Source organism: Amaricoccus macauensis (genome assembly GCF_014201905.1).
GTDB classification, from domain to species: Bacteria; Pseudomonadota; Alphaproteobacteria; order Rhodobacterales; family Rhodobacteraceae; genus Amaricoccus; species Amaricoccus macauensis.
In genome coordinates this window covers 1224189-1248617 of record NZ_JACHFM010000002.1, presented here as the reverse complement: position 1 = coordinate 1248617, position 24429 = coordinate 1224189, and the positions used below count along the sequence as shown (strand labels likewise).

At 67.6% G+C, this 24429-nt stretch carries 22 protein-coding genes and 1 pseudogene; 13 read left to right on the top strand and 10 right to left on the bottom strand.

Going from position 1 to position 24429, the window contains the following annotated elements:
* Positions 1 to 50: 50 nt before the first annotated feature.
* Entirely contained in the window at positions 51 to 611 is a 561-nt protein-coding gene (locus tag HNP73_RS13425) for a hypothetical protein (protein ID WP_184150199.1), read from the top strand.
* Positions 612 to 693: 82 nt separating this feature from the next.
* Here HNP73_RS13425 and HNP73_RS13420 read toward each other — a convergent pair whose 3' ends face one another.
* The gene (locus HNP73_RS13420; protein ID WP_184150196.1) at positions 694 to 1374 is read right to left on the bottom strand and encodes a GntR family transcriptional regulator; all 681 of its coding nucleotides are present in this window, start codon (positions 1372 to 1374) and stop codon (positions 694 to 696) included.
* Between the two features lie 136 nt (positions 1375 to 1510).
* Between HNP73_RS13420 and HNP73_RS13415 the strand changes: the two genes are divergently transcribed.
* The 7 genes from HNP73_RS13415 (at position 1511) to HNP73_RS13385 (ending at position 10016) form a co-directional block, all read left to right on the top strand.
* On the top strand, positions 1511 to 2629 hold the full coding sequence (locus HNP73_RS13415; protein WP_184150193.1) for a sugar ABC transporter substrate-binding protein: 1119 nt from the start codon (positions 1511 to 1513) through the stop codon (positions 2627 to 2629).
* 64 nt (positions 2630 to 2693) lie between these two features.
* Entirely contained in the window at positions 2694 to 4208 is a 1515-nt protein-coding gene (locus HNP73_RS13410) for a sugar ABC transporter ATP-binding protein (RefSeq protein WP_184150190.1), read from the top strand.
* Complete coding sequence (locus HNP73_RS13405) at positions 4205 to 6265, top strand: ABC transporter permease (protein ID WP_184150187.1); 2061 nt, start codon at positions 4205 to 4207, stop codon at positions 6263 to 6265. The genes HNP73_RS13410 and HNP73_RS13405 overlap by 4 nt, the downstream gene beginning before the upstream one ends.
* A gap of 12 nt (positions 6266 to 6277) precedes the next feature.
* Positions 6278 to 7078 carry an SDR family oxidoreductase gene (locus HNP73_RS13400; protein ID WP_184150184.1) on the top strand — a complete coding sequence of 267 codons (801 nt, stop codon included), beginning with the start codon at positions 6278 to 6280 and terminating at the stop codon, positions 7076 to 7078.
* On the top strand, positions 7078 to 8025 hold the full coding sequence (locus tag HNP73_RS13395; RefSeq protein ID WP_184150181.1) for a 3-hydroxyacyl-CoA dehydrogenase: 948 nt from the start codon (positions 7078 to 7080) through the stop codon (positions 8023 to 8025). Before HNP73_RS13400 ends, HNP73_RS13395 begins: the two co-directional genes overlap by 1 nt.
* A gap of 104 nt (positions 8026 to 8129) precedes the next feature.
* The gene (gene kce, locus HNP73_RS13390) at positions 8130 to 8999 is read left to right on the top strand and encodes a 3,5-dioxohexanoate:acetyl-CoA acetone transferase (RefSeq protein ID WP_246399825.1); all 870 of its coding nucleotides are present in this window, start codon (positions 8130 to 8132) and stop codon (positions 8997 to 8999) included.
* A 138-nt stretch (positions 9000 to 9137) separates the two neighbouring features.
* Complete coding sequence (locus tag HNP73_RS13385) at positions 9138 to 10016, top strand: SMP-30/gluconolactonase/LRE family protein (protein WP_184150175.1); 879 nt, start codon at positions 9138 to 9140, stop codon at positions 10014 to 10016.
* 36 nt (positions 10017 to 10052) lie between these two features.
* Here the strand turns inward: HNP73_RS13385 and HNP73_RS13380 are convergent, their stop codons facing one another.
* The 8 genes from HNP73_RS13380 to HNP73_RS13345 all read right to left on the bottom strand — a co-directional run bounded on the left by HNP73_RS13380 (position 10053) and on the right by HNP73_RS13345 (position 18138).
* Positions 10053 to 11597, bottom strand: a complete 1545-nt coding sequence (locus tag HNP73_RS13380) for an FAD-dependent oxidoreductase (RefSeq protein ID WP_184150172.1) — start codon at positions 11595 to 11597, stop codon at positions 10053 to 10055.
* Between the two features lie 128 nt (positions 11598 to 11725).
* On the bottom strand, positions 11726 to 12727 hold the full coding sequence (locus HNP73_RS13375; protein WP_184150168.1) for a 4-hydroxyproline epimerase: 1002 nt from the start codon (positions 12725 to 12727) through the stop codon (positions 11726 to 11728).
* A gap of 58 nt (positions 12728 to 12785) precedes the next feature.
* Entirely contained in the window at positions 12786 to 14030 is a 1245-nt protein-coding gene (locus HNP73_RS13370) for an NAD(P)/FAD-dependent oxidoreductase (RefSeq protein WP_184150165.1), read from the bottom strand.
* Between the two features lie 4 nt (positions 14031 to 14034).
* Positions 14035 to 14757 carry an amino acid ABC transporter ATP-binding protein gene (locus HNP73_RS13365; protein WP_184150162.1) on the bottom strand — a complete coding sequence of 241 codons (723 nt, stop codon included), beginning with the start codon at positions 14755 to 14757 and terminating at the stop codon, positions 14035 to 14037.
* On the bottom strand, positions 14750 to 15403 hold the full coding sequence (locus tag HNP73_RS13360) for an amino acid ABC transporter permease (RefSeq protein WP_184150160.1): 654 nt from the start codon (positions 15401 to 15403) through the stop codon (positions 14750 to 14752). The genes HNP73_RS13365 and HNP73_RS13360 overlap by 8 nt, the downstream gene beginning before the upstream one ends.
* An 11-nt stretch (positions 15404 to 15414) precedes the next feature.
* Entirely contained in the window at positions 15415 to 16080 is a 666-nt protein-coding gene (locus HNP73_RS13355) for an amino acid ABC transporter permease (RefSeq protein WP_184150157.1), read from the bottom strand.
* A gap of 69 nt (positions 16081 to 16149) precedes the next feature.
* Positions 16150 to 16959 carry a transporter substrate-binding domain-containing protein gene (locus HNP73_RS13350; RefSeq protein WP_184150154.1) on the bottom strand — a complete coding sequence of 270 codons (810 nt, stop codon included), beginning with the start codon at positions 16957 to 16959 and terminating at the stop codon, positions 16150 to 16152.
* A gap of 219 nt (positions 16960 to 17178) precedes the next feature.
* Entirely contained in the window at positions 17179 to 18138 is a 960-nt protein-coding gene (locus tag HNP73_RS13345; protein WP_184150151.1) for a dihydrodipicolinate synthase family protein, read from the bottom strand.
* 193 nt (positions 18139 to 18331) lie between these two features.
* Between HNP73_RS13345 and HNP73_RS13340 the strand changes: the two genes are divergently transcribed.
* A complete protein-coding gene (locus HNP73_RS13340; RefSeq protein ID WP_184150148.1) occupies positions 18332 to 19036 on the top strand; it encodes a GntR family transcriptional regulator in 705 nt (234 codons plus the stop codon).
* 47 nt (positions 19037 to 19083) lie between these two features.
* On the opposite strand, the gene HNP73_RS13335 is transcribed toward HNP73_RS13340, so the two are convergent.
* Positions 19084 to 20187 (bottom strand): mandelate racemase/muconate lactonizing enzyme family protein, encoded by a 1104-nt coding sequence (locus HNP73_RS13335; protein WP_184150145.1) that lies wholly within the window; start codon positions 20185 to 20187, stop codon positions 19084 to 19086.
* Between the two features lie 300 nt (positions 20188 to 20487).
* Here HNP73_RS13335 and HNP73_RS13330 point away from each other — a divergent pair.
* From HNP73_RS13330 to HNP73_RS13315, 4 genes and pseudogenes are all read left to right on the top strand, one after another.
* Positions 20488 to 20825, top strand: a pseudogene (locus HNP73_RS13330) (histidinol dehydrogenase); the annotation flags it as partial.
* A gap of 314 nt (positions 20826 to 21139) precedes the next feature.
* Positions 21140 to 21856, top strand: a complete 717-nt coding sequence (locus tag HNP73_RS13325) for a GntR family transcriptional regulator (RefSeq protein WP_221288499.1) — start codon at positions 21140 to 21142, stop codon at positions 21854 to 21856.
* Positions 21857 to 22099: 243 nt separating this feature from the next.
* Positions 22100 to 23266: a TauD/TfdA family dioxygenase gene (locus HNP73_RS13320; RefSeq protein ID WP_184150140.1), complete on the top strand. Its 1167-nt coding sequence runs from the start codon at positions 22100 to 22102 to the stop codon at positions 23264 to 23266.
* A 102-nt stretch (positions 23267 to 23368) separates the two neighbouring features.
* Positions 23369 to 24412, top strand: a complete 1044-nt coding sequence (locus HNP73_RS13315) for an ABC transporter substrate-binding protein (RefSeq protein WP_184150137.1) — start codon at positions 23369 to 23371, stop codon at positions 24410 to 24412.
* The last annotated feature ends 17 nt before the right edge of the window (positions 24413 to 24429 follow it).

Sequence of the window (24429 nt, the reverse complement as noted above, 5' to 3'; positions counted from 1 at the left end):
GGGCCAGTTCACCCGGCCGCACGTGGTCTTGTTGTCTGTGGAGTTCTGTTATGCGCGTTTCTCTTGTGGTGGCGTGTCTGTTCGCCGTCGCTTCGCCGGTCTATGCCGCCAGCCTCACGTCTGGTCGGACACACGAAATTCTGACCCTTCCCAACGGGATGGAAATCATCGCTCCGAAGACCGAGGACTTCGTCCGTACCGGTCACGCGGGCGCATGGGGCGGCCGCGTCCACGCTCGTACAGGCGAAACGGTTAACAATCAGTATAACCCGAGCGATCGCGCCGGCGGCTCCTACGTCAACAGCGGCGGGATCTCGGGTCTCCGGCTCGTCGGCACCGCCGACAGCGAGGGCAAGTTCCGGCTGGCGATCGTCGACGCATGGGATCAGCGGCCGACCACGAGCTTCGAGATCGCGTTCCGCGCCGGTGGCGAGACCGTGGGCACGTTCAAGCTGACCGAGCGCGAGGCGACCGGCACCGCCCACTACGCCGAGACCGGCGGCTTCCGCCCCGGACAGCGCGTGGTCGCCTGGATCAAGCAGACCAGCAAGAAGTGGTTCTCGGGCGACATCGCCGCCTTCGGCCTGGTCAGCAAGCGCGTCTGCAAGTAAGCGTGTCCGCAAGCAAGCGAGACGCGGCTGTTCGCGGCGGACGGCTCCACGGAGCCGCGCGCCGCGTGGCGGTCGCGTCACCCTACCGGTCGACGAGCTGCTCCATCAGGCACTCGTAGGCGGCTTCGATGTCGGCGCAGAGCGCCCGGCGCACCGCCGCTTCGTCACGGGCGCTGAACGCCTCGATCATTTCGCGGTGGTGCGTGTTCGCCTCGGGATAGTTCTCGCCCAGCTTATGGAAGTACGGGCTGATCTGCAGCCACAGATCCTCGATGATCCGCATCAGGATCGCCGACCCCGACGCGCGATAGATGGTGAAGTGCAGCGCGTGGTTTCCGCGCAGATAGCGCCGGCGGTCCCCCGCTGCCTCCGCCGCTTCGACCTCGGCGAGATGTTGCTGGCCGGCGGCGATATCCGCCGCACTGGCGCGGGCCACGCCCCAGCCGGCGGCGATCGGTTCGATCTCCAGCCGGACATTGCGCAGGTCGGTCAGCCGCTCGCGACTGAGTGGCGCAACCCCCACTGACCGGCCTGAAACGACCGCCAGCGCGTCGGCGGCGGTCAGCCGCTTCAGCGCCTCGCGAACCGGCATCGGACTGACCCCGAACGCATCCGCCAGCCCCTGAACCGTGATCGTCTCGCCGGGCGCCAGACGGCCGTCGAGGATCAGGTCACACATCTGCCGGTAGACCTGTTCCTGCAGGGTGTCGCGCGTCAGCGGAGTGATCCGAGCCGAAGAGGCGACGCCTGGATTGGTGGTCATTTGCGCGTGGTCTCCTGCGCCCGGGCCTGCGCCCCTGAAGCGTATTGATCCATGATCAAATATCTATACCCTCACGATTCGTCGGGAACAACTCGACGAAGGGCCAGAACGGCCCGCCTTGGGGAGGATGGATGCGATGACCCTTTCGGTCAGGTCGCTGCTGGCGGGTGCCGCGGCGGGCGCACTGCTCTTGAGCGGTGCGGCGGAGGCTCAGGAGAAGCACAAGATCTTCCTGAGCATGAGCTACATCGGCAATGACTGGCAGGCCGAGGCCGCCAATATGGTCAAGGCAATGGCGGCGCACCCGTCACTGGCCGACAAGGTCGACCTGCAGGTGCAGGTCTCCGGCCCGAACGCCCAGCGCCAGATCCAGCAGATCAACGCCATGGTGCAGAGCGGGGCGAACGCCATCGTCGTCTTCCCGATCTCGCCCACCGCGCTCAATCAGGTGGTGAAGAACGCCTGCGACAAGGGCGTGGTGGTCTTCGCCTACGATGCCGAGATCACCGAGCCCTGCGCCTACAACGTCCATATCGATCAGGAGGAGGCGGGCCGCGTCACCGCCGAATGGCTCGTGGAGAAGCTCGGCGGCAAGGGCGACATCGTGGCGGTGACCGGCGTCCCCGGCACGTCGGTCGATGACCTGAGGACGAAGGCCGCGAAGGAAGTCTTCGCGAAACATCCCGACATCCACATCGTCGCCGAGGCAGTCGGCATGTGGAGCCAGGCGGTCGCCCGCACCGAGCTTGCGAAGATCACGGCGACGCGGAACTGGGACGAGATCGACGGCCTCTGGATGCAGGCCGGCTGCTTCACCGCCAACGCCATGCAGCTCGAAGCCGGCAAGACGCCCGAGCAACTCCTGCCCTGTGCCGGGGAGGGGGCGAACGGCGGCCGCATCCAGATGCTGCCGGTCGGCACCGAGGTCGAGGGCGCGGCGATCCCTTACGCGCCGCTCGGCGCCCCGCGCATCTCCTACGCCTCGCCGCCCTATTCCGGCGGGCTCGCGCTCAAGCTCGCCGTCGAGGTGCTCGAAGGCAAGGAGGTACCCAAGACCACCATCCTGCCGCTGCCGGTCGTCACCAACGACACGGTCAAGCTCTGCCAGGAAGGCACCTGGGAAGAGATGAAGGCCGGCTGCAACGTGTTTCAGCCTTCGCTGGTTTCAAACCCCGGCTGGTTCGCCTCGATCTTCTCCGCGGCCACCCCGGAGATCGGTCTGAACGCCGCCCTCGTCGGTCAGCCGGAAGGCTGAGGTCCCGTCCCCGGTCCGCGCCCTGCACGGGGGGCGCGGACGTCTGACACGGAGCCCGGTCCCCATGTCTTCCGCTCCTGCCGTCGCCTTCGACGGCATCCGCAAGGCTTTTGGCGCCACCGTCGCCCTCGACGGCGTTTCCTTCGAGATCCCCGATGGCAGCGTCCATGCGCTTCTCGGCGAGAACGGCGCCGGCAAGTCGACCGCCGTCAAGCTGCTCGCCGGGCTGCTGCGCCCCACCGAGGGCATGATCCGCATCCACGGCGTGCCGCACGGATCGCTCTCGCCGCGCGCCGCCCACGCGCTGGGCGTGCAGACCGCATTTCAGGAAATGACGCTGGTCCGTGACCTTACCGTGCTCGACAACATCCTTCTGCCCTATGCGCCGCAGGGGCCGACCGGCCTCATCCGCCGCGCCGCCGCCCGTGCGGCCGTCACCCGGCATCTCGACTCGCTGGGCTTTGCCATCGACCTCGACGCCGACGTCTCCGAGCTCGAACTCTCGGTGCGCCAGAAGGTCGAGATCGCCCGCGCCCTCTGGCGCAAGCCCCGGGTTCTGCTTCTCGACGAGCCGACCTCGACCCTCGCCGGGCGTGACATCGACTGGCTTGGCGAGATCATCGCCGCCGAGAAGGCAAAGGGCACCACGGTCGTCTTCATCACCCACCGGATGCGCGAGGTCCGCGCCTTCTGCGACTCGCTCACCATCCTCAGGAACGGCCGGCACATCGTCTCGGGGCCGGTCGCCGGCATCACCGACGCCGAGGTGATCGAGAAGATCATCGGCCGCTCTCTGGAACAGACCTACCCGCCGCGTCCCGACGCTGCCACCCTCGGCGCCCCCGTCCTCGGCGTGCGCGACCTCAAGGCCGGCTCGAGGCTCGCGGGCGTCTCCCTCGACCTCAGGCAAGGCGAGATCCTCGGGATCGCCGGCCTTCAGGGTATGGGCCAGCAGGACCTCTTTCTCGCCTGCTTCGGCATGGCCGAGATCGACGCGGGCGGCGTTCTCGTCGATGGCCACCCGGTCCGTCTCGGCTCGCCCGCCGACGCCATCCGCCCGAACGTCGCCATCGGCCTCGTGCCGGAAGACCGCAAGACCGAGGGGCTGTTCCTCAAGCTCTCCGGGCGCACCAACGCCTCGATTCCGGTGGTCTCGCGCTTTACCCGCGGCGGCCTGATCGACGCCGAAGCCGAGGCCACCGCCGTCGGCGCCGCCTTCGACAGCGTCGAGGTCGACCGGCGCGCGCTCTGGACCCGCGCCGGCGCCTTCTCCGGTGGCAATCAGCAGAAGATCGCCATCTCGCGCTGGCTGGTCGCCGAGAGCCGGATTCTCCTCCTCTTCGACCCGACCCGCGGCATCGACGTCGGCACCAAGCACGAACTCTACCGGATGATGCGCGAGTATGTGGCCGCCGGCGGCTCGATCCTCTTCCACTCGACCGAGATCCCGGAGCTTGTCCACCTCGCCGACCGTGTCCTCGTGCTCTACGACGGCCGCATCGCCGCCGAGCTCGCGGGCGACGCGATCACCGAGCCCGCCATCATGCGCCCCGCCCTCGGCCAGTCGGAGGCCGCATGACCGTACCGGCGAGCATCCCGACGCGCCCCGGCTGGCGCCGCCACCTCGGCCGCAGCCGGGGCGCGATCATCGCCGGCGCGGTCTTCCTGCTGCTCCTTGGCCTCGTCGACTGGGTGGGTGCCGGCCCGCTCACCTACTTCGACGTCTCCTTCCTCGCCTCGGGCGGCGCCACGCTGGCCCTCGCCGCCATCGGCCAGACGCTCGTCATCCTCTCCGGCGGCTTCGATCTCTCGGCCGGCGCGGTGATCAGCCTCGTCAACGCCACCCTCGCCTCGCACATGGACCCGATGGCGATGGACGCGAGCGTCCCGCTCTGGACCCTCGCCGGCATCGCCATCGGCTGCGCGGTCGGCGCCTTCAACGGCTTCTTCATCGCCGTGCTGCGGCTCCAGCCGATCGTCGTCACCCTCTCGACGATGTTCATCCTGCAAGGCGTCACGCTGCTCGTGATGGAGAAGCCCGGCGGCATGATCTCGCCCTCCCTGGGCGCCTTCTACCTCGGCGACGCCGTCCCCGGCTGGCTGCCAATGCCCGTCGTCGTCATCGGCGTCGTGCTGCTGCTCTGGGCCTGGCTCAAGGGCACCCGCTTCGGCACCGCGCTCTACGCCACCGGAAGCGATCCCGAGGCCGCTGCCGCGCAGGGCCTCAACGTCACGCTCACGCGCTTTCTCACCTACGTCATCGCCGGCGGCTGCTACGGGCTCGCGGGGGTCTTCATCAGCGCCCAGACCGGCAGCGGCGACCCGCTGGTCGGCAACCCGCTGCTGCTGTCGCTCTTCGCCGCTGTCGTGGTTGGCGGCACGAGGCTCGGGGGCGGGCAGGGCGGCCCGCTCGGCACCGTCTTCGGCGCCTACGTGCTGATGATGGTCGTGAACATCCTGCTCGTGCTCAACGTCTCCGCCTACTACTCCACCATCGCCGAGGGCACGATCCTGATGCTGGCGGTCCTCGCGGGCTCGCTCAGCCGGGACGCGCCACTCGCCACCCACCTGCGCGCGCTCAGGAGCTGGGCCAGCGCCCGCGCCGCCGGCACGCTGCCCTCCGCACTGCCCGCCACCGACCGCCGGCTTCGCCTGCCCGCCGGCTCCGCCCGCACGGCGACGCTGCCCTCCTACCTCAGCCGTCACGCCGAGACCCTGCGCTTCGCCATTCCGGCCTACGTCTGCCTGATCCTCGTCGTCGCCGTGACGCAAGCCTGGCTCGGCGCCGCCGTCTTCAGCTGGAACTACTGGAACGCGCTCCTCGTGCTCTCGTCCTTCCTCGCCGTCCTCGCCCTCGGGCAGGGGGCGGTCATCCTGACCGGCGGCCTCGATCTTTCGGTCCCCTGGACCATCGGCCTCTCCGGCATCCTGCTCGCCGGCATCGTCAACGGCTCGGACGCGGCACTCCTCTACGCGCTCCCCTTCGTCCTCATTCTCGCCGTCATCATCGGGCTTGCGAACGGCATCGGCATCGTCTGGCTCGGGGTCTCGCCCATCGTCATGACGCTCGCCACCAACGGCGTCCTGCAGGGCGTGGCGCTCCTCTACTCGCAGGGCACGCCCGCCGGCTTCTCCTCGCCGATGCTGCGCTGGCTGATGACCGGCAAGCTCCTCGGGCTGACGCCAGTGGTCCTCGCCCTCGCGCTCTTCATCGTCCTCGCCACCACGCTCCTCGGCCGCACGCCCTTCGGGCGCCGCGTCTACGGCATCGGCAACGGCCTGCGCGCGGCGCGCATCTCCGGCATCCCGGTCGAGCGCACGCTGATCCTCGTCTACGTGCTCTCCGCCGTCTGCGCCGCCCTCGTCGGCGTGATGCTCACCGGCTTCTCCGGTCAGGCGAGCCTCGGCATGGGAGACGACTACCTCCTGCCCTCGATCGCCGTCGTCGTGGTCGGCGGCACACTCATCACCGGCGGCCGGGGCCACTATCTCGGGATGCTCGGCGGCGTGCTGCTTCTGACCGCGTTGCAGATGCTGCTCGCCGGCACCACGCTGCCGTACGCCACCCGCGCCATCGTCTACGGCCTCGTCATCCTCGGCGCGGTCCTCGCCCTCCGCGAGAAGCGATCGCATTAAGGAGAACCCGCGATGAGCAACCGCGCCCCCACATCACCCGCCGACTTCCTGCGCGGCCTCGACGGCCAGCGGGTGCTGGTCACCGCCGGCGCCGGCGGCATCGGCCTCTGCATCACCGAGACGCTCACCGCGCTGGGCGCCCGCGTCGCGGTCTGTGACGTCTCCGAGGCCGCCCTCGACGCCGTCCGCCCGAAGGTCGCGGCCGCGATCCGCGCCGACGTCTCCTCCGAGGCCGACGTGGACGCGCTCTTCGCCGAGACGGCGGAAACCCTCGGCGGGCTCGATGCGCTCATCAACAACGCCGGCATCGCTGGCCCCACCGGCGGCGTCGACGAGATCGCCGTCGAGGATTGGCGCCGCTGCATCGACATCTGCCTCACCGGGCAGTTCCTTTGCGCCCGCCGCGCCGTGCCGCTGATGAAGGCGGCCGGCGGCGGCTCGATCGTCTCGATGTCCTCTGCCGCCGGCCGCTTCGGCTACGCCTTCCGCACGCCCTATTCCGCGGCGAAATGGGGGATCATCGGCTTCACCCAGTCGCTCGCCAAGGAACTCGGGCCGTCCGGCATCCGGGTCAACGCCATCCTGCCCGGCATCATCGAAGGCCCGCGCATGGAGAGCGTCATCGCCAACCGCGCGAAGCAGGTCGGCGTCAGCCACGACGAGATGAAGACCCGCTACCTCGCCAACATCTCGCTCCGCCGCATGACGAGCCCGTGGGACGTGGCCTCGATGGTCGCCTTCCTGCTCTCCGACGCGGGCGCGAACGTCTCCGGCCAGTCGCTCGGCGTCGACGGCAACGTGGAGTCCCTCTGATGGCAAGGACGGCAATCATCGGCTCCGGCTTCATCGGCCGCGCCTGGGCGATCTCCTTTGCCCGCGCCGGCCACGATGTCGCCCTCTGGGACCGCGAGCCCGAGGCGGCACCCGCCGCGCGCGGCTACATCGCTGGCGTGCTGGGCGATCTTGCCGGCAACGACCTGCTGAACGGCGCTGATCCCGCCACCGTTCTCGCCCGGATCACCCCGGTCGCGGACCTCGGCGATGCCCTCGCAGGGGTCGCCCACGTTCAGGAAAACACCCCGGAAAATCTCGACATCAAGCGCGCGGTCTTCGCTGAGCTTGACGCTCTCGCGCCGCCCGAGGCGGTGCTCGCCAGCTCGACCTCCGCGATCCTGCCATCGGCCTTCACCGAGGCGCTTCCCGGCCGCGCCCGCTGCCTCGTCGTCCATCCGATCAACCCGCCGTACCTGATCCCCGCCGCCGAAGTCGTCCCCGCGCCGTGGACCGACCCTGCCGTCGTCGAGCGGACCCGCGCGTTCCTCGTCGCCGCCGGTCATGCGCCGCTCGTCATGCAGCGCGAACTCGACGGCTTCATCATGAACCGGATGCAGGGCGCGCTCCTCGAAGAGGCGTTTCGCCTGGTCGATGAGGGCTATGCCACCGCCGAGGACGTGGACATCGGCATCCGCGAGGGGCTGGCGCTGCGCTGGTCGTTCATGGGGCCATTCGAGACCATCGACCTCAACGCGCCGGGTGGGGTGCGGGACTACGTGATCCGCTACCAGTCGATTTACTCCAACCTCTTTCCCCAGATGCAGCACCGCGCCGACTGGGCCGGCCCGGTGCTCGACCGCGTCGAGGCCGACCGCCGCGCCCGGCTTCCCGAGGCCGATCTCGGCGGGCGTCAGGTCTGGCGTGACCGCCGGCTGATGGCGCTCGCGGCCCACAAGCGCAGAACCGACAAGGAGTTCGGCAAATGACCGAAACGACCCCGCATGCGAGCGTCCGCAAGGGCAGCGGCAGCACCGACAAGCGCAAGGTCATCATCACCTGCGCGGTCACGGGGGCGATCCACACGCCCACCATGTCGCCTTACCTGCCGATCACCCCGGACCAGATCGCGTCCGAGGCGATTGCCGCCGCCGAGGCGGGGGCGGCCATCCTGCACCTGCACGCCCGCAATCCCGAGACCGGCCAGCCCGACCAGACGCCGGAGGCCTTCGCCCGCTTCCTGCCGCGCATCAAGCAGGCGACGAACGCCGCCATCAACATCACCACCGGCGGCAGCCCCTACATGAAGGTCGAGGAGCGTGTGCGCCCTGCGGCCGAGTTCAGGCCCGAGGTCGCCTCGCTCAACATGGGCTCGATCAACTTCGGACTCTATCCCCTGCTGGAGAAGTACCCGAGCTTCAAGTTCGAGTGGGAGAAGACCCATCTCGAAGCCACGCGGGATCTGGTGTTCCGCAACTCCTTCAAGGACATCGAGTACATCCTTGCGACGTGCTACGACAACGGCACGCGCTTCGAGTTCGAGTGCTACGACATCGCCCACCTCTACAACCTCGCGCATTTCGCCGACCGCGGCCTCGTCAGGCCGCCGTTCTTCGTCCAGTCGGTCTTTGGCCTCCTCGGCGGCATCGGTCCGCACCCGGAGGACGTGGCGCACATGAAGCGCACGGCCGACCGGCTCTTCGGCGACCAGTTCCGCTGGTCGGTGCTCGGCGCGGGCGCGAGCCAGCTTCGCATCGCCGCACAGGCAGCCGCCCTCGGCGGCAACATCCGCGTCGGGCTTGAGGACAGCCTCTGGGCCGGCCGCGGGCGTCTCGCGAAATCCAACGCCGAGCAGGTGGTCCTCGCCCGCAAGATCATCGAGGGCCTCGGCCTCGAAGTGGCGACACCCGACGAGGCGCGCGCCATCCTCGATCTGAAGGGCGGCGATCAGGTGAACTTCTGAGGTCCGCGCAGCCGTGCATCCCGATTGGGACCGGGCTGACGTCAAGTGATAGGCGATTGATTCAAAATGATATCCCCGCTCCGCGAGACTTGGGCAGAGCGGGGATGCGGGGAACCATCGGAACCGGGAGGAAGACCCATGAAGATCGACGTCGTTGTCGACGTGAAGACCACTCTGGGCGAGGGCCCGCTGTGGGATGTCGACCAGCAGCGCCTCTACTGGATCGACAGCTTCGACGGCCGGGTGTTCCGCGCCACCCACGACGGCCGCGAGATCCGCTCGTGGGACGTGCCGCAGAAGATCGGCTCGATGGCGATCCGCAAGGACGGGCAGGGGGCCATCGTCTCGCTCGCCCGCGGCTTCCACACCCTCGACTTCCGAACCGGCGACGTGGAACTCATCCACGACCCGGAACCCGGCCGCAACGAGAACCGCCTGAACGACGGCAAGGTCGACAAGCAAGGCCGCTTCATCGCGGGCTCGATGGATACCGAGGAGAGCGGCCCGAACGGCGCGCTCTACCGCCTCGACCCGGATTTCACCCTCCACACCCTCGACACCGGCATCATCGTCTCGAACGGCCCGTGCTGGAGTCCGGACGGCGATACCTTCTACTTCGCCGACAGCTGGTCCGGCGAGATCTGGGCCTACGACTACGACCAGACGACCGGCAGCGTCTCGAACCGCCGCACGTTCACCACGATCGACACCTCCCGTGGCGGCGCCGCCGACGGTTCCACCGTCGATGCCGAAGGCTGCCTCTGGAACGCGCAGGTCTACGACGGCAAGCTGATGCGCTACACCCCCGACGGCAAGCTCGACCGCGAGATCGAGATGCCGGTGAAGAAGGTGACGAGCGTTGCCTTCGGCGGCCCCGACCTCGACACCCTCTACGTCACCTCGATGGCAAAACCCCCGCTCCCCCGCTTTCCCGGAGACGGTGTGCTGCGCGGCAGCCTCTTCGCCATCACCGGCCTCGGCGTGACCGGCGTCCCCGAACCACGCTTCGGCGCCTGACGCGAGCGGCTCACGGGAGCCAGCCCTGGCGGTGCGTCAAGGACCGCTCGGGGGGCTCTCCGGGAAGTTGGGCGGTCTCGGGTCTGCTTCGCCGGAAGCCGCTGCTCGCGGGCGGAAGCTCCGCTCGATCCCGGCGCGGTAGGCGGCGAGCTGCGCCTCGCGCTCGGCTTCGTCCCAGCCGAGGACGTCGGCCGCGTGCCGGGAGGCTTCCTCCGCGACGCCGAGACCGAGGTCGTCGGACCAGGCGACCAGCAGGCGTCTTCGCAGGATGTCCGAGAGGTCTCGCGCCTGTTCATCGACGATGGCGCGGCGGACGCTGAGCGCGGTGACGCGATCCTCGTCGGCCTGGCTGGTCAGCGTGTAGTCCGGGGTCCGCGAGGGCCGCGACGGCGCGATGTGCCGGCCGAGCGCGCGCACGAGTCTTCTGCCGGCGTCCCGGTGAGTCATGAAGAGGCCACCGGTGAAGACGATGAACCCCGGCATGCCATGGTCGGAGAGATCGTGCTCGCGGACCTCGAACGTCCCCATCGGTGCATTCGCCCCGGCCGTGCGCGGCCTCACACCGGCCCAGCTGTAGAGCACGTCCGAGGCCGTCAGGTTCAGGTCGGGGAAGAAGTGGTTGGCGTCCGACAGGATCTCGGCGATCTCGCGGTCAGTCGCGCGGAACTCGGTCGTCGCTGCATCCGCGGCGGTATCGGCCGGCCCGATGTAGTGCAGTTCTCCCCAGGGGAAGAGGTAGAAGGGCGTGCCGCGCGCGGTGACGGCCTCGAAGCCGAGACCCCGCGCGGCCGCGGGCAGCCTCACCAGCAGGTTCACGCCCTTCGCGCCGGTGTTGAGGCGCGGCGCGCGGTTCGAGGCGAGGCCGGTAATGTCATCGACCCACGCACCTGCGGCGTTGATGACCGCTCTGGCGGTGATGGCGGAGGTGGTGCCGCCGTGTTCGAGCGTCGCCTCCCACCCGGCGGCCCCTCGCCTCAGACCAACGAGGCGCGTGTGATTGCGTGCGTCGAGGCCGGCCTCGCGTCCCCTGACGATCGTGTCGACGACGATGCGCTCGGGCGAGACGTACTGATATTCGACGTAGCGCAAGGCGCCCTGAAGCTCCCCGGAGCTGGCGATCATGCGCAGCAGCGGATGCACCCGCGCCTCCCCGGCGCTCAGGAAGGCGGGCTCGAGCGAGAGCCCCGCGCCGCCGAGCAGGCGCATGGCCATGGTCGCCGCCCGCATCTGCCACCCGGTGATGCCGGTGGTCCCGCCATATGGAACGTAGAACTCGCACCGGCGCACGCGATCCGGCGAGGACCGCACGAAGTCCGCGCGCTCGCGCATCGCCCGCCGCGCGAGTTCGAGTGATGAGACGATGCGGCGCGGATCCCGGAGCACCTGCGATCCGGCGCCATGCAGGTCCATGAAATACATGAACCCGCAGTTCTGCATGCGGGAGGTCCGGCTGCTCGTCGCCGACGCGTAGTCGTCCTGCTCGACGAGGAGCGTATCATATCCGGCGGAGGCCGCGTGATGTCCGGCCGTCGCACCGATGATGCCGCCACCGATCACCAGTACGTCGAAGTCGCTGTTCATGCCCTGCCGCCGCCTCACTTGCATCGCGGGCTTTGCGCTTCCCGATCTGCCGAGGCGGTGGTATCGCGTGCCAGCCCTACGGCAACGCCGGCGTTCCGGCTCCGGTTGCAGGCGGTCTGCCGGAGAGGCTACTTCACGACGAACCCGTGGGCGAAGGGGTCGCGGTCGTCGATGAAGATCGTGTTGATCCCGGTCTGCCGCGCCCACCCGGCGACCGAGGGGATGATCGCGGGGCGGCCCGCGACCGTGGTCGCCGCCTCGACCCGGCCCTTGAAGATCGAACCGATGATGCTCTCGTGCCAGAACTCGTCGCCGACGCCGAGCTTTCCCTTTGCCGCGAGGTGGGCCATGCGCGCGGACGTGCCGGTGCCGCAGGGGGAGCGGTCGATGGCCTTGTTGCCGTAGAACACGGCGTTGCGCGCGTGGGCGCCTTCGGTGACCGGCGCCCCGGTCCAGAGGATATGGCTCAACCCGTTGATCGCCGGGTGCTCGGGGTGGGCGAACTCGTACTTCGCATTCAGCGCGGCGCGCAGCTTCGGTGACCAGCCGATCAGCTCCCCGGCGGTGTGGTCGGCCATGTCGCGGAAATTCTTCTGCGGCTCGACGATGGCGTAGAAGTTGCCGCCGTAGGCGACATCCACCACGATCTCCCCCAGACCCTCGACTTCTGCGGTCAGCCCCTCCGCATGGAGATAGCCCGGGACATTGGTGAGGCGGACCTCCTCGACGAAGCGGCCTTCCTGACGGTAGGTGATATCGACCTTGCCGGCGGGCGCGTCGATGGAGAGCCGGCCGGGAACGCGGGGAGTGATGAGGCCGTTCTCGATCCCCATGGTGATCGTGCCGATGGTGCCGTGACCGCACATCGGCAGGCAGCCCGAGGTCTCGATGAACAGCACCGCCACGTCGCAGTCGTCCCGCGTCGGCGGGTAGAGGATCGAGCCGGACATCATGTCGTGGCCGCGCGGCTCGAACATCAGGCCGGTGCGGATCCAGTCGTAGTCCCGCAGGAAGTGCGCCCGCTTCTCCAGCATGTCGGCGCCCTCGAGACGCGGGCCGCCACCGGAAACGAGGCGGACGGGATTGCCGCAGGTGTGACCGTCGAGACAGGAAAACGTGTGGGTGGCCATGGCCGGGAGACCTCTGGGAGCGTGTGGGGATGATGGAGGCGAGTGCGCATGCCGGGCGTCAGAACCGGGAAGCCGAGAAGGGCGCGAGGTCGAGCGCGGGGGCCGCCCCCGTCACGAGATCGGCGACCAGCCGCGCGGTGCCCGCTGATTGGGTCAGGCCGAGGTGGCCGTGGCCGAAGGCGTAGGTGACGCGCGGCGTGGCGCGGGCCGGGCCGATGGCGGGCAGGCTGTCGGGCATCGACGGGCGAAACCCCATCCACTGCGCGCCGCCCTGCGGGTTCAGTCCGGGCAGGAAGTCACGCGCCTTGCGCAACATGGCCTCGGACCGCCGGAAGTTCGGCGGCAGGTCGAGCCCGCCGAGCTCGACCGCGCCGCCGACGCGGATGCCGGTGGAAAGCCGCGTCACGACGAAGCCATGGCCACCGAAGGTGAGTTGTGTGCGGAGGTCGAAGGCGCCGACGGGCAGGGTGGTGTTGTAGCCGCGTTCGGTCTCGAGCGGGATCCTTTCGCCGAGGGTCGCGGCGAGCTGGTGCGAGAAGGCGCCGGCCGCGAGCACGACGTGCGCGGCGGTTCGGACGGCCCCATCGCTCATGCGGACCTCGACGCCACCGTTGGCCGGCCGCAGCGCCACGACCTCGGCCCGTTCGATCGCGCCGCCGGCCCTGCGGAGCCGGTCCGCCAGCGCGAGGGTGAAGAGCTTCGGGTCGGCGATCGAAAACCAGTCGGACGTGAAGGTACCGTGGGTGAAGCGCGGCGCAATGCCCGGCTGGATCTCCGCCATTTCGTCCGCGGTCATGTGGCGGAACGAGATGCCGTGCGCCTCGCGCGCGGCCCAGCCCGGGAGCGATGCGTCGAACTCGGCGCGGGACTCGTAGACCTGGAGGTTGCCCTCCTTGCGCAGCATGTCGGCTGTGCCGGTGGCGGCAAGGAACGGCTCGAGCTCGGCCTTCGAGAGGTCCATGAGCCCAGTCTGCGCCGCGGTTGCCGCGGCGACCCGCGCGGGCGCGCAGGCGCGCGCGAAGCGGAGCATCCAGGGCGCGATCCGCAGTGCGTAGGCCGGCGGCACGCTGAGCGGCCCGAGCGGGTCGAGCAGCCACTTCGGCGCCTTGCGCAGGATGCCGGGCGAGGCGAGCGGCAGGATGTCGGAGAAGGCAAACGCTCCGGCATTGCCCGCCGAGGCGCCCGCCGCCGGTCCCTCACGGTCGAGCACGGTCACGCCGAGCCCCCGCTCGCGCAGGGCGAGCGCCGCGGACAGGCCTATGACGCCCGCGCCGATCACGATCACAGACGCCGGTTTCGTCATGCCGTCAGTGCGTCGCCGAGAGGAAGGCGCGCAGTTCCTCGCTTTTCGGCGCGCCGAAGAGTTCCGCAGGGGCGGCAATCTCGGCCATGACTCCCTTGTGGAAGAAGGCGACGCGGTCGGAGACCTCGCGGGCGAACTTCATCTCGTGGGTGACGCAGATCATCGTCATGCCCTCGGCCGCCAGCATCCGCAGGGTGTCGAGCACCTCACCGACGAGCTGCGGGTCAAGCGCGGAGGTCACCTCGTCGAAGAGCATGTAGTGCGGTGACATCGCGAGCGCCCGCGCGATCGCCATGCGCTGTTGCTGGCCGCCCGACAGGCGCGACGGATAGACCTTGAGCTTGTCGCCGAGGCCGACGTGGCTCAACTGGCGCACGGCCTCGGCTTCCGCCTCGGGCTTCGAGCGGCCGAGCACCTTGCGCTGCGCGAGCATGACGTTCTCGACCACCGTCAGGTGCGGGAAGGCGTTCCACTGCTGGAAGACGATGCCGATCTTGCGGCGCAGCTTGTTGAGGTCGGTGGATTTCGCATGGACCTCGGTGCCGTCGACGAGGATGCGCCCGGAGTCGATCGGCTCGAGCCCGTTGATGCAGGTGAGCAGCGTCGACTTGCCCGATCCCGAGCCGCCGATCACGCTCAGGACCTCGCCCTTCGCCACCCTGAGGTCGATCCCTTTCAGGACCTTCAGCTGGCCGAAGGACTTGTGGACCTTCTCGATCTCAATCATTGGACCACCGCCTTTCGAGGTAACCGCCGAGGCGGGCGAGGGGAAAGCTGATGACGAAGTAGAACAGGCCGCAGATCATCAGGAGGAGCAACGGTTCCTGCAGTCGGGTGATGAGGATCTGGGTCGCCTTCAGAAGCTCCGTCACCTGCACGATATAGACGAGCGCGGAGTCCTTCATCACCCCGAGCGCGAGGCCGATCCACGAGGGCAGCGCCACTCGGGTGGCGAGCGGCAGGACGATGCTGGTCATGTCCTGCCACCATGTGAGCCCCAGCGAGCGCGCCGCGCGCCGGGTTGTTCCGGGCACCGCCTCGATGGCGCCACGCACGATCTCGGCGCAATAGGCGGCGGTATAGAGGGTCAGCACGCCGCAGGCGACGGAGAAGCCCGAGATCTTCAGCTTCAGCACCATGCCGAGGAAGGCGTTGACCAGCACGAGCTGGATCAGCAGCGGGATCGAGCGGAAGATGTCGAGCAGGAAGGTCATCGGCGCGGCCCACCACGGGCCGACCTGGAAGCGGAAGATGCCGCAGGCAATGCCGAGACAGGTGCCGAGCACGACCGAGATCGCGGTGACGAGCAGGGTCATTCCCGCGCCGCGCGCGAGGAACAGGAAGTCCGAGGAGGTGAGGGCGGTGTCGAACATCTCTCTTCCCCTCAGTACCGGAACAGGCGCATGGCGATGAGCCGTGCCGCGAACTGGATGAGCTTGACGATCACGTAGAACACCACCCCCGCGAGGGCGAAGAGCTCGAAGGTGCGGAAGGTGAGCGCGTTCAGCGCCTGGGTGACGCCGTAGAGGTCGGTGCTCATGCCCACGGTGACGCCGAGCGAGGTCATCAGGATCGCCCAGACCATCTGGTTCGTCATCGGCAGGAAGGCGATGCGCAGCATCTGCGGCAGCATGATGTAGCCGAACGCCTGGTTCGACGTCATCCCGAGCGAGCGGCCGGCGCGGGTCTGGGTCTCGGGGATCGCCTTCAGGGCGCCGCGGAAGTTCTCGGCGAGATAGCCTGCGTTGTTGAAGGTGATGCCGATCAGGAGCGAGGTGAACGGGTTGAAATGGATCCCGAAGGTCGCCACGCCGAAATGCGCCATGTAGATCTGGAAGAGCGCGGGCGTGTTGCGCGCGATCTCGACCCAGCTCGTCGCGATCCCTGAGAGGACCCGGCTGCCGGAGCGGCGGAAGACAGTGAGCACGATCGCGAGCAGGATGCCGAGGACCATGGACAGGATGGCGATCTGCATCGTGATCAGCGCGCCGTCCAGCATCTGGGGCAGCCTGGCGAAGGCCTGGTTCCACTGGAACTTGTAGGAGAACATTGGGGGGACCGCCTCTTCACAGTGCGACGGGAAGACGGAGGGCGCGCCACGCCCTCCGCTCGGGCGGGATCAGCGGTAGGCGTTCGGGACGGTCAGGCTCGGCACCTCGCCGCCCACCCACTTCTCGAAGAGCTCGGCATAGCGGCCGGTGCGGACCTGCTGGTTCACGAAGAGGTTGAGATAGTTGATGAAGCCGTACTCGTCGCGGTTGGTGAAGAGCGCCACGTAGTCGATGTCGAAGGGCGCCTTGCCGACCACGGCGATGCCGGGATAGTTGCCGGTCTTGACGTTGGCCTGGGCGACCGTCGAGGTGGAGACCGTGGCGTCAAGCTGGCCCTGGCTCAGGGCGAGGAAGACGTCCGCCTGGGTCTGGTACGGCCGGAACTCACCCGCGCCCCACTCTGTCACCTGCTTCTCCAAGGCGATCGCCTCGAAGGTGCCGGCGGTGGCGCCGACCGTCTTGCCCTTCATGTCGTCGAAGGACTTGATGCCGGACTTGTCGCTGGCGGTGACGACCATCTCGAAGGCGAAGTAGGGGACCGAGAAGCCGACCGTCTTGGCGCGCTCGAGCGTGTCGGAGGTCGAGGCGACGCCCACATCCACCTGCCCGCTCATCAGCGCGGGGATGCGCTCGGGGAAGGGGGTCTCGACGATCTCGGCGGTGACGCCGAGCGCCTTGGCGAGGTCGTTGCAGTAGTCGACGTCGAAGCCGATCGGATTGTTGTCCGCGTCACGCGAGCCCATCGGCGGGAAGTCGAGCACCACCGCGCAGCGCAGCGTTCCTGAGGAGATGATGTCGTCGAGCTTGTCCGCATGCGCCGGGGTCGACAGGCAGGCGACGGCCACGGCGATGGCAGCGAGGGCATTCCAATGCTTCACGATGAGCCTCCTTGTTGGTTGTTTGGGTCGGCGAAGAGACTGGTCTGCAGTACGAAGTCCGATCACAGATACAGTACTCGCAGCGCGAGTGGCTGCAATCCGCGACGAGCGCGGAAGAAGTCGTGCTTGCCCGGCAATTGCGAAGCAGCGGCGGCGTGGGCCGGCAGGGACGCCCCACCGGCGACGGCCGACGGCAACAAGGCCGTCGCCGGCCAGTGATCAGGCGGCGTAGCGCAGGACTTCAGGCTGCTTCGACCAGTCGGCGTACCAGGTTTCGAAGAGCGCGAGCTGTGCCTCGATGAACCCGCGCTGGCTCGGGGCGAGCGCATCGGTCTCGTTGAAATGCAGCCCGTACTCGGCGTCGCCCTTCAGCACCATCATGTGCTTGAAATAGAGCACGAGGTCGGGGCCGGCATCAACCGTCGAAAGCACCTGGAGCGCGTCGTCGAGTTCCTTGCCGAGCCGGCGCGCGGTTGCGTCGCCCTTCTGGGCGGCGGCGCAGAGCGCGTTCAGGTGCAGCACCTCGCGCGGCAGCACGCAGCCGATGCCGGTGATGGCGCCGGTCGCGCCGCAGTTGACGTAGCCATGGTAGACGGCGGTATCGACGCCCACCATCAGCGTGATGTCCGCGTCCTGCGAGGTGATGTGCTCGGCCGCATAGGAGAGGTCGTCGGGGCCGCCGAACTCCTTGAAGCCGATCAGGTTCGGATGCTCGGCACGCAGCGCGAAGAACAGGTCGGCGCGGGTGGCGAAGCCGTAGTACGGGCTGTTGTAGATCACCGCCGGCAGATCGGGCGCGGCGGCGAGGATCGCCTTGAAGTGCTGCTTCTGCGCGGCGATGACGCTGCCCCGCGACAGGACGCGCGGGATGACCATCAGGCCTTTGGCGCCGACCGAGGCGGCGTGCGCGGCATGAGCCACGGCCGAGGCGGTGTTGACCGCGCCGGTGCCGGCGATGACCGGGAGCCCGGCATCGACCAGACGCTCGACGCCCTCCATGCGCTGCGCGTCGGTCAGGAGCGGCCAGTCACCCATCGAGCCGCAGTAGACCACGGCCGACATGCCGAGTTCGACGAGCTCCTGGCCCTTGCGCACCAGCGCGTCGAAATCCGGCGTCCGATCCGCCTTGCACGGGGTCATCAGCGCCGGGATCGTTCCGGTGAAGATCGTGGACTGCATCTCTTTTCCCTTTCAAGGCGCGGGAGCGGCGTCCCGGGGCGTGCGCGAATCCGTCAGTGATGCGGTAATAATACGAGTTGGATTTTACTTGTCGACAAAAAAGCAACCGCATGCGACGTTTCGTCTTGCACTCCGGGCCAGGTCCGTATCCTCCACCGGCACACCCCGCTTGCACACAGAGAGAGGCGACCCCATGGCCCAGAAGACGAAGAGCCCTCCGATCGAGCGCAAGCGAGGGGAGGGCAGCAAGCTCGTCTACACCGCGTTGCGCGACGACATCCTGAACCTCGTGCTGCCGCCCGGTAGCCCGATCGACGAGGTCCAGCTCACCGAGCAGTTCTCCATGTCGCGCACGCCCATCAGGGAGGCGCTCGTGCGGCTTGCCGGCGAAGGGCTGGTGCGGACGCTGCCGAACCACTCGACCGTGGTCTCCAACATCGACTTCCTGAACCTGCACAGCTTCTTCGACGCGATAACCCTCATGTACCGCATGACGACCCGGCTGGCCGCCCAGTTCCACCGGCCCGCCGATCTCGACGTCATCCGCGGCCATGAGGCTGCCTTCGTCCGGGCTGTGGAGGCGCGCGACGCACTGGCGATGATCGCCACCAACCGCGATTTCCACGCGGCCATCGCCGAGGCCGGGCGCAACCCTTACTACGCGGGCCTGTTCGGCCGGCTGCTCGACGAGGGGCGGCGTATCCTGCGGGTGTACTATTCGTCCTTCGACGACGAGCTGCCGCTGCAGTACGTGGGGGAGCACGAGCAGATGATCGCCGCAATCGAGGCGCGCGACATCGAGGCCGCCGACCGGATCGCCACGGCCCATGCCGACCAGATCGTCCGCCAGATCCAGCAGATGATTACCCGAGACCACCGACGCCCGATCGCGCTCTGAGGAATGGCGTTGCGCCGCGGGCAGGACTCCCGCGGCGCGCGACAAGATCAGCGGACGGAGAAGATCGGGGCGCCGAGCGCCGCCTCGTCGACCTCGATCCCGAGCCCCGGGCCATCGGGCACGCGGCCGCGGCCCTGCACGGAGCGGGGCGCATAGCCCGCGACGTGCTCGTTGGTCCAGTCGTTGAAGAAGGACGCGTGCATCAGGCTGTCGGGCCGGGCCGAGCCCGCCACCTGGGCGACCGCGGCGCTGGTGACGTCGCCGCCCCACACGTCCTCGATGGTGAAGATCATGCCGAGTTCGGTCGCGAGATCGCGGATGCGGACCGCGCCGCTGATGCCCCCGAGCCGGCCGATCTTGATGTTGAGCGCCACCGCGCCCGCCTCGAACTTGGCGCGGTAGAGCTCGTTGACCCCGGTCACACACTCGTCGAGCGACAGGGGCAGGGTGCTCATCTGCTGGACCAGCGCGCAATCGGCAAGATCGCGGCAGGGCTGCTCCACGATCACGTCGAGCCCGGCCAACTCGCGCACCGCGACCACGGCCTGCCGCAGATTCCAGCCGCCATTCGAGTCGGCGACAATGAAGGCCTCGCCCCCCATCGCCTCGACGACCGCGCGGGTCCGGGCGGCGTCCTCATGCGGATCGTTGCCGACCTTCAGCTGGAAGCGGCTGATGCCCGCCTCGCGCCGAAGCAGGCAGAACGCGGCCATCTCCTCGGGCGATGTGAGCGGCACGGCCTCGTAGAGCGGGAAGCTCTCCTGGGTCCTGCCCCCGATCAGCGCGGCGACCGGAAGTCCCGCGACCTTGCCGAGGATGTCCCAGCAGGCGATGTCGATCGGGCTCTTCGCGGCCTCCTGGCCCAGCAGCACGCCGTCCATGATCTCGTGCAGCGCAGTGATCCGGGTCGGATCCTCGCCGATCAGGTACGGCAACATCTCCTGGAGGGAAGCGCGGATCCCGGCGGGAAAGGCAGGCAGATAGGTCCCCCCAAGCGGGCAAGCCTCTCCCCAGCCAGTGACGCCGGCGTCGGTCTGCACGCGCACCAGCGTCGATGACTGAGCCTGAGCGGCGCGACCGCCGGACATGACATACTCACCATGGGCATATGTGAGGTCGTATGCGTAGACGTCTATGCCTTTGATCTTCATGGGAATCCTCTGAGATTCAACAGTTACACCCACGGTGTGTCGTCAGACTACCACAGTATATAAGTAGTATACACTGATTGTGCAACAGGCTCGAGCGAACCCTGCGGAACACTTGGCAGGCGAACCCGAGCTGGACTGCATACGCATCCGCAACGTGCTTGCCTCGTGTGGGCAACCGCGGGGGGAGCGAATCACGGCACGACCGGAGCACGCTCCGTCCGATGACGAAGCGGAGGGGGTGGGAGCGGTGGCCGAAGGGCGCGTCCTTCAGGTGGAGCGCCGCGATTTCGTGGATATCGTGCCCGAGAACAGGTGCGGAATTTCGCGCAGGCCAGCGTGACTCGATGAAGGATATCGAGATCGAAACCCTGCCGGGCGTGATCCTTGGGCACAGGAACATCCCCGTCCAGTCGGTCGGCTGCTACGTGCCGGCCGGCAAGTTTCCGATGGTCGCCTCGGGGCACATGTCGGTCGCGACCGCGAGTGTCGCGGGCGTGCCGCGCATCATCGCCGCCACGGCGCCGTTCCAGGGCAGGCCCAACCCGGCGGTGATCGCCGCGATGCATCGCGGCGGTGCCCACGAAATATACGTGCTCGGTGGCGTGCAGGCGATTGGCGCATCGAGCATAACTGTGGAATAAGTCACTTTTGAATGCATGGAGCCTTTCGCTCGCGAGTGCGGGAGGATCTGGTCTCTCCCCCTCACCATCGCCGGCAGTCTGGATCTCCAATCAACCGCCGGCGCAACGGTCTGATCAGGCGGCTGAAAAGAAAGGTTTGGAGCTTTCAGGCGTGCTTTCGGGGGAGCGCGGACGGAGAATGAAATTTGATATATTGCCATGAAGTGCAGAGGCTCGATACGGTGAGGCAGTCGTGATGTGGCGGGCCGGGCAGTATGGTGGAGGTGAGTTTGAGAGAGATGGACGGTGCCCCGAGGGGCGAACTCGCTCCAATGGAACCGATTTCCCGCGATAGTCTGACCCGCAGCGTATACAACAGTCTCAGAACCGGCCTGATGGAGGGGCGGTTCTGGCCCGGACATCGCTTCAAGATCCGCGACCTCGCCGCTTCCATGCAGGTTTCCGAGACGCCCATCCGGGAAGCGCTGATGCAGCTCGTCCGGGCGAGGGCTCTGGAACTGCTGGATGGCCGCTCGATCGTGGTCGCCCACATGACCCATGCGCAGTATCTGGAGCTGCGCACCATCCGGCTCTATTTGGAGGGGCTGGCGGCGGAGACCGCGACGCCGAAGATCTCCGATGAGGACATCGAACTCATGAAGGTCTCCCATTGCGAGCTGATGGAGGCGGAAGAGTCCGGCCGCTGGGGAGACGCGGTCCGGGCGAACTGGCAGTTTCACAACCGGCTCTACGAGGCGGCGCAGATGCCGGAGCTGCTGCATATCCTCGGCGACATCTGGATGCGGAACGGCCCGCTGCTGAACTACCTCTATCCGCACGCGCGGCCGACGTATGACGGCGGTCACGAGCATTTCGTCATCCTCGACATGCTGAAGAGGCGGGACGCCTCCGGTGTGAAGAATTCCGTGCAGAGCGACATGATTCAGGGCGGCGCCAAGCTCCTGCAATTCCTGGAGTCGATCGGCGACACCCGGAGCATGGCGACGGAGCCCGAACGCGCGTCCCGTGCCAGACGGAAACCGAAGTAGGTTTTCCCCGACGCCAAAGCGGCCTCCCGGCGACTCTCCCCGAAACCCGGACCAGATGCCGCCGCGCCCGCGGGCGCGGCGCTTGCGGTCTTTCGTGCGCGTGGCCGTCTTGCCGCGATTTCCACGGCACCGAACCGTCCGATCCGCCCGAGAGGATTCCACCCGCGCTCCAACAAAGATGTTGACTTGCGCAATGTCCGTATGGTGATATGATATATCAAATGCACATACGGGGAGCGGAAAGTGCACGATCGTCCACAGGGGCTTGAAAGCCCCGCCGCCTGGAAAGGCGGTTCGTTTGACTACCATTCAGACGCGTTGCAGACTCTCACGGCGGACGAGGTGTCCGAGATCGACGCGGGTCTGCGGAAGTTCGAGCAGTGTGGTCTGTCGGACCTCCTGGAAATCAACCCGGCGACCTTTCCTCTCCCCGAGGTCGGCCGGATGCTGGCCGGTCTCAAGTACGACCTGAGGTACGGCCCGGGCGTCGTGCTGCTGCGCGGACTGCCGCGGGACAAGTACTCCGACGACCAGCTCAGCAAGATCTACTTCGCGCTCGGCACGTACATGGGCTTCCCGGTGCCGCAGTCCCACAACGGCGAGCTGCTCGGGAGCGTCATCGACATCACCGACGCGGATCCGGGTGTGCGCGGCTATCAGGCGGGCGGCAAGCAGGGCTTCCACACCGACGGAACCGCCTGCGATATCGTCTCGCTCATGTGTCTGCGCGCGGCGAAGTCGGGGGGCGCGAGCCGACTCGTCAGCGCGCTCGCTGTCCACAATGCGATGGTCGAGAAGAACCCGGCATTCGCGCAGGTCTTCTACGACGGCTTCTTCTATCGCCAGATGGACAACGACGCCGAGAAGGCCGGGATCGATCCGATGTCTCCGGAACCCGTCGAGGTCTTCGCCATTCGCAATGGCGAATTCTTCTGCAACATGAACAGCGGGGAAATCAAGCGCGCCGTCGAGAAGGGCGGCAAGAAGCTGACCGATCTTCAGCTCGAAGCTTACGACTTCTACATGGAGATCGTGAACTCCGATGAATACGTCCTGGACATGAACATCCAGGAAGGTGACATCCAGTTCGTCAACAACCGGAGCGTGCTGCACGGTCGCGCCGGATACGAGGACCACGACGAGGTGAATCGGCGCCGGTATATGCTGCGCCTCTGGCTCGAAGTCCGCGACTGGCCGGCGCGGCCGCAGCGGCAGGTGGGACTCACCTTCGACATCGCGCGGCGCTGGCTCGCCAACCGCACCCCGAGCATGGAATTCCCGACGAACTTCATGAAGGCCAAGCAGGCCGACATCGTGGCGAAGCAGAGTGCTGGCATCGCCGCGTCGAGGATCAAGCCCTACGAGTCGGGCGGATCGAAGGCGTTCTTCCAGACGCCGACGCCGACCTGACCGCACCGTCATCCGTCAAAAAAACAAGAGCCTGCTCGAAGCCAGCGAACGGATCGCTGGCTCGAGTTCAATGACCAACGTCCAATGAGGGAAGTAGTGGAAATGACAGTATCCTGCTTCAAGAAGTGCCTTCTCGCCGCAGCGTCGGTATTCGCGCTGGCCGGGACTGCTCACGCCGGGGGGGAAATCGTGTTCGGCTGCTTCGGCGGCACGGTTCAGCAGACTTACGAGAACTATCTCATCAAGGACTTCGAGTCGAAACACGACATCAAGGTTCGCTACATTCCGGGAGTGTCGACCCACTTCGTCGCGCAGCTTCAGGCGCAGGCCCAGAAGCCGGAATACGATCTCGTCTGCATCGACAACGGCCCGCAGGGCCAGGCGCGCGACCTCGGCGTTCTGCGTGCGGTCCCGGAAACGGTTGTGAACTACCAGGACACCCTGCCGATCGCGCGCGGCGTGGACGATTCCGGCGTCGGCTACGGCCTGCTCGCCATGGGCCTCGTCTACAACGAGGAAGCGTTGACGAAGGCCGGCGTCGCGCCGCCGCGTACGTGGAACGACCTCGCCGATCCCCGTTTCGAGGGAATGGTCGGGATGCCCGGCTTCAACAGCACACCCGGCGTCTTCACCCTGATGATGCTGGCCCAGAACAACGGCGGCAGCGTCGAGAACATCGATCCGGGCTTCGAGAAGGTCCGGGACGTCGTCAAGAATGTCTCCGCGTTCGGCGCCGGCGGCGAGATGAGCAAGGAGTTCCAGCAGGGCGAGATCGCGGTCTCGGTCTGGACGAACGGCGAGACCGCGCGCTTCGTGCGGCGCACCGGCTTCCCCCTCAAGTTCGTCTACCCCGAGGACGGCACGCCGATCGTGATGCCGATGCTGAACCTCGTGAAGGACAGCCCGAACCAGTCGAACGCGGAGACCTGGCTCAACTATCTGCTCAGCGAGGATGCGCAGGCGATCTACGTCGAGCAGTCCCGCGTCGGGCCGGTGAACGCGAAGGTGAAGCTCACGCCCGAGCTGGCGGACGGGGTGATCTACGGCGAGGAGACGATCGGCAAGCTGATCCGTCCCGACTGGCCGGCGATCAACAAGGAGCGCGCCGCCTGGACCGAGCGGTGGAACCGCGAGGTCGAACGGTAAGCAGGCGGGGACGACCG

What these genes read in the sequence shown, in the direction of transcription:
- HNP73_RS13425 (WP_184150199.1), top strand. Translation starts at nt 51, where the DNA reads ATGCGCGTTTCTCTTGTGGTGGCGTGTCTGTTCGCCGTCGCTTCGCCG.
- HNP73_RS13420 (WP_184150196.1), bottom strand. Translation starts at nt 1,374, where the DNA reads ATGACCACCAATCCAGGCGTCGCCTCTTCGGCTCGGATCACTCCGCTG.
- HNP73_RS13415 (WP_184150193.1), top strand. Translation starts at nt 1,511, where the DNA reads ATGACCCTTTCGGTCAGGTCGCTGCTGGCGGGTGCCGCGGCGGGCGCA.
- HNP73_RS13410 (WP_184150190.1), top strand. Translation starts at nt 2,694, where the DNA reads ATGTCTTCCGCTCCTGCCGTCGCCTTCGACGGCATCCGCAAGGCTTTT.
- HNP73_RS13405 (WP_184150187.1), top strand. Translation starts at nt 4,205, where the DNA reads ATGACCGTACCGGCGAGCATCCCGACGCGCCCCGGCTGGCGCCGCCAC.
- HNP73_RS13400 (WP_184150184.1), top strand. Translation starts at nt 6,278, where the DNA reads ATGAGCAACCGCGCCCCCACATCACCCGCCGACTTCCTGCGCGGCCTC.
- HNP73_RS13395 (WP_184150181.1), top strand. Translation starts at nt 7,078, where the DNA reads ATGGCAAGGACGGCAATCATCGGCTCCGGCTTCATCGGCCGCGCCTGG.
- kce (WP_246399825.1), top strand. Translation starts at nt 8,130, where the DNA reads ATGTCGCCTTACCTGCCGATCACCCCGGACCAGATCGCGTCCGAGGCG.
- HNP73_RS13385 (WP_184150175.1), top strand. Translation starts at nt 9,138, where the DNA reads ATGAAGATCGACGTCGTTGTCGACGTGAAGACCACTCTGGGCGAGGGC.
- HNP73_RS13380 (WP_184150172.1), bottom strand. Translation starts at nt 11,597, where the DNA reads ATGAACAGCGACTTCGACGTACTGGTGATCGGTGGCGGCATCATCGGT.
- HNP73_RS13375 (WP_184150168.1), bottom strand. Translation starts at nt 12,727, where the DNA reads ATGGCCACCCACACGTTTTCCTGTCTCGACGGTCACACCTGCGGCAAT.
- HNP73_RS13370 (WP_184150165.1), bottom strand. Translation starts at nt 14,030, where the DNA reads ATGACGAAACCGGCGTCTGTGATCGTGATCGGCGCGGGCGTCATAGGC.
- HNP73_RS13365 (WP_184150162.1), bottom strand. Translation starts at nt 14,757, where the DNA reads ATGATTGAGATCGAGAAGGTCCACAAGTCCTTCGGCCAGCTGAAGGTC.
- HNP73_RS13360 (WP_184150160.1), bottom strand. Translation starts at nt 15,403, where the DNA reads ATGTTCGACACCGCCCTCACCTCCTCGGACTTCCTGTTCCTCGCGCGC.
- HNP73_RS13355 (WP_184150157.1), bottom strand. Translation starts at nt 16,080, where the DNA reads ATGTTCTCCTACAAGTTCCAGTGGAACCAGGCCTTCGCCAGGCTGCCC.
- HNP73_RS13345 (WP_184150151.1), bottom strand. Translation starts at nt 18,138, where the DNA reads ATGCAGTCCACGATCTTCACCGGAACGATCCCGGCGCTGATGACCCCG.
- HNP73_RS13340 (WP_184150148.1), top strand. Translation starts at nt 18,332, where the DNA reads ATGGCCCAGAAGACGAAGAGCCCTCCGATCGAGCGCAAGCGAGGGGAG.
- HNP73_RS13335 (WP_184150145.1), bottom strand. Translation starts at nt 20,187, where the DNA reads ATGAAGATCAAAGGCATAGACGTCTACGCATACGACCTCACATATGCC.
- HNP73_RS13325 (WP_221288499.1), top strand. Translation starts at nt 21,140, where the DNA reads ATGGAACCGATTTCCCGCGATAGTCTGACCCGCAGCGTATACAACAGT.
- HNP73_RS13315 (WP_184150137.1), top strand. Translation starts at nt 23,369, where the DNA reads ATGACAGTATCCTGCTTCAAGAAGTGCCTTCTCGCCGCAGCGTCGGTA.